The following is a 3,684-nucleotide window of genomic DNA, read 5'->3' on the forward strand; positions in this document are numbered from 1 at the left end:
ACTGCTGGCGGCGCTCGACGGTGACAGGCTGGCGCACGCCTGGGAGCTGGCCCTGTCCGGCCTGCGACGCGGTGAGGTCGCCGGGCTGCGATGGAACGATATCGACCTCGACGCGCGCACGCTGACGGTCGCGAACAACCGAGTGAGCGCGGGCGGTGCAACTGTCGAAAACGATCCGAAATCGTGGGCGTCGCGGCGCACGCTGCCGCTGCCGGATCGGCTGGTGTCCGTGTTGAAGGCGGCCAGGGCGCACCAGGCGCGTGAACGGCTGGCGCTTGGGGGTGGCGCGTGGGAGTACGTGGTGTGCAATGAAGCTGGCCAGCCGTATAACCCAGCGGTGCTCTCGCGTTACTGGCGGGATGCGGTCAAGGCGGCGGGAGTGCGGCATATCAAGCTGCACGCGGCGCGGCACACAGCCGCAACTTTGATGCATCTGTCCGGGGTGCCGGTCGCTGTGATCGCCGCGTGGATCGGCCACAAGGACGCCAGCCTGACTATGCGGCTCTATGCGCACAGTCAGGCCGACGCACTGAAAGCTGCCGGGGCGACGTTCGACCGGGTTGTGTCACCCACGTGTCACTGAGGAATGTTTCGAACGCCGTCGAACAACACTCGTACTGGTCAAAGTGGAGCCGATGACGGGAATCGAACCCGCGTATTCAGCTTGGGAAGCTGATGTTCTGCCATTGAACTACATCGGCGCTGTCGACAACGAAGGCTAGCATCCGGCGGCGGATCCGTTGGGCGAGTAGGGCGGCCACCAGCGACCCGACCGCGGGCGTCGACCCTGCCGCACAAATGCCCGCCGCCGCGGAAATGGCCGCTGTCCTGCAAATTCGAAGACGTGTGTTTATTCTTTCGTGATCATGTCGTAATGTGCCTGGGGTGGGTCGGCACAGCTTAGCCAAGAAGCGCCGTAAATCGCCGCTGCTCCTGGCAGGGGCGCTGGCCCCGGCTGCGGTGTTCTTCGCGGCGGCCGGCGATGACGCGCCTTTCGTGCCCCGTCCCATCGCGCAACCCGTTATTGGCGACGCCTCAGAGTGCTGCTTAGAAATCGTGCCGGCAAAGCCGGTGGGGATTGTGCTGGCGTCGGATGTGTCCCGCGGCGACGGCATGGATGCGCCCCTCGCGGCGTCCAGGTACCACACCCGATCCCGGTTCCTGCCGGCCGGGCTTACCCCCGAACAGGGCCTCCAGGTGAGGACGATCCTGGTCTCGCGCGCCATCACCGCAAAGTTCCCCCAGATCCACGAAATGGGCGGCGTGCGACCGGATCCGCTGCCCTGGCACCCGCTCGGTTTGGCGATCGACGTGATGATCCCCAACCCGCAGAGCGCCGACGGGATCGCCCTGGGCGACGAGATCGTCGCGTACGTCATGAGTAACGCGAAACGCTTCGGGATCCAGGACGCGATCTGGCGCGGCGTCTACTACACGCCGGGCGGCGCGCAACCGAGCCGGCTCGGGCATTACGACCACGTCCACGTCACCACCACCGGCGGGGGGTACCCCAAGGGTGGGGAGATGTATCTCGCCGACTGACCGCGCGACGGCGAGCAGCGGATAGGCTCGTCGCGTGCTGCTCTCCGATCGCGACCTCAGGGCCGAAATCACCGCAGGCCGGTTGGGCATCGACCCGTACGACGACGCCCTGGTGCAGCCGTCCAGCATCGACGTCCGCCTGGACTGCATGTTCCGCGTCTTCAACAACACCCGCTACACCCACATCGACCCCGCGAAGCAGCAGGACGAGCTGACGACGCTGGTCGAACCCGTGGACGGCGAGCCGTTCGTGCTGCATCCGGGGGAGTTCGTGCTCGGCTCCACGCTGGAACTGTTCACCCTGCCCGAGGACCTCGCCGGCCGGCTGGAAGGCAAATCGTCGCTGGGCCGGCTGGGGCTGCTGACGCATTCGACCGCCGGCTTCATCGATCCGGGCTTCAGCGGCCACATCACGCTGGAGCTGTCCAACGTCGCCAACCTGCCGATCACGCTGTGGCCGGGCATGAAGATCGGTCAGCTGTGCATCCTGCGGTTGACCAGCCCGGCCGAACACCCTTACGGCAGTTCGCAAGTTGGGTCGAAGTACCAGGGCCAGCGCGGACCCACGCCGTCGCGCTCCTATCAGAACTTCATAAGGTCTACATAGGTTCTGCGGGCCGCCCGCGCCCCCTTTCTGCGCGATACTTAGTTAGCCATGGTTTTTTTCCTCCGCCTAGCCGTGGTTCGCCTCGCAATACCTTTGGAGGGGTTGTCTTGGAAATCGTGCTCGGGGTGTCGATGGCACCGGCATCGATCCAAATGGTTGTCCTGGAAGGCGAATACGCCGACGGTGCCACCGTGGAAGAGGACGTCTTCGACGTCTCCGCCGCCGACGAGGCGGCCACCGCGAGCGCGTCCGACCAGGTGCTCGCCGCGATCCTGGGCACCCGGGAGGGCGCGGCCGACGCCGGGCTCGAGGTGTCGTCCATCGGTGTCACCTGGACCGACCAGCTCGAGGCGGCGGCGCTGCGCGACGCGCTTGCCGCTTACCGCATCGAAAACGTCATGTTGGTGTCCGCCTTTTTGGCGGCGACGGCGCTGGCCCAAAACGTCGGCGGCGCAATGGGTTACGAGCGAACGGCCGTGATGTTCGTGGAGCCCGACACCGCGACGCTCGCGGTCGTCGAGACTTCCGACGGCTCGATTCCCGACGTCTACAAGCAGCCGATCTATGCCGATTCCTACGACCAGGCCGCCGCCCAGCTCGGCGGCATGATCGCCGGGCTGGAAAAGCTGGAGGCCGCGCCGGACGGCGTGCTGGTGGTCGGCTCGGGCGTCGACATCGCCCCGCTGAAGCCGGCGCTGCAGACGGCGACCTCCCTCGCGGTGAGCGTGCCGGAGGAGCCGGAGACGGCGCTGGCCCGCGGCGCCGCCCTGGCCTCGGCCAACGCGCCGCTGTTCGCCTCGTCGACCGCCGCGCTTGCATACGCCCAAGATCCCGGCACCGGTGCCGTCGACCAGTACTCGCTGCCCGAATACCTCTATGTGCCGTTCGGGCCCGAGGCGGTCGACGACGAGCGGGCTTACAGCGCGGTACCGGACGAGGACGCGGACTCGCCGACCGTCGTCATCGAGAAGCTCTTTATGCCCGAAGAAAGCGAACCGCGGCGCCGGCCGGCCTTGCTGATCGGAAGCGGGTTGGCGGTCGCCGGCATCAGCGCGGTGCTGGCGCTCGAGATCGCGCTGGCGATCGGCATCCGCACGACCGGCACCGTCGCGCTGCAGCCCACCCCCGGGCAGCACCTGATCGTGCCGACGCAGGAGGCGCCTGCCCCCGTCCAGGCGTCGGCCCCGGCGGCGAAGCTCAACCTGCCCGAGCCGGTAGCGGCACCGAAGCCGATGACTCCGCAGTTCGCCGCGCCGCTGCCGGCGGCCCCTCCGCCGCCCGCGGCGCCGCCCATTCCCGCGGCCCCGGCTCCGGTGGTGCCGGTTCCCGTCGTGGTCCCCCCGATCGCGCCGGTGATCTTGCCCCCGATCCGCGTACCAGTTCCCAACCCGGTGCTGACGCCGCCGGTGATTGAGGGGCCGCCGCACGTGTCGGCCCCGCCACCTGTGCTGCCCCAACCGCCGGTGCACGTCCCCGAACCGCCACAGACCGGCGGCACGGGGCCCCAGTGGCCGCCGCACCAGACTCCGCCCGGG

Annotated in this window: 3 protein-coding genes, 1 tRNA gene and 1 pseudogene; 4 read left to right on the forward strand and 1 reads right to left on the reverse strand. The window is 68.2% G+C overall.

Translation table 11 applies throughout. The features are described from left to right. On the forward strand, window positions 1–583 hold a 583-nt coding region (locus A5704_RS14640; protein ID WP_156737681.1), incomplete at its 5' end, for a site-specific integrase. A gap of 44 nt (window positions 584–627) precedes the next feature. On the opposite strand, the gene A5704_RS14645 is transcribed toward A5704_RS14640, so the two are convergent. Next, window positions 628–701 (reverse strand) — tRNA-Gly (locus A5704_RS14645). Between the two features lie 184 nt (window positions 702–885). Between A5704_RS14645 and A5704_RS14650 the strand changes: the two genes are divergently transcribed. The 3 genes and pseudogenes from A5704_RS14650 to A5704_RS14660 form a co-directional block, all read left to right on the forward strand. After that, the gene (locus tag A5704_RS14650; protein WP_197499082.1) at window positions 886–1,542 is read left to right on the forward strand and encodes a hypothetical protein; all 657 of its coding nucleotides are present in this window, start codon (window positions 886–888) and stop codon (window positions 1,540–1,542) included. Window positions 1,543–1,576: 34 nt separating this feature from the next. Further along, entirely contained in the window at window positions 1,577–2,149 is a 573-nt protein-coding gene (gene dcd, locus A5704_RS14655) for a dCTP deaminase (RefSeq protein WP_067749071.1), read from the forward strand. 131 nt (window positions 2,150–2,280) lie between these two features. After that, window positions 2,281–3,684: pseudogene (locus A5704_RS14660) on the forward strand (hypothetical protein); the annotation flags it as partial.

This window comes from Mycobacterium sp. E735 (assembly GCF_001666955.1).
Taxonomy (GTDB): domain Bacteria; phylum Actinomycetota; class Actinomycetes; order Mycobacteriales; family Mycobacteriaceae; genus Mycobacterium.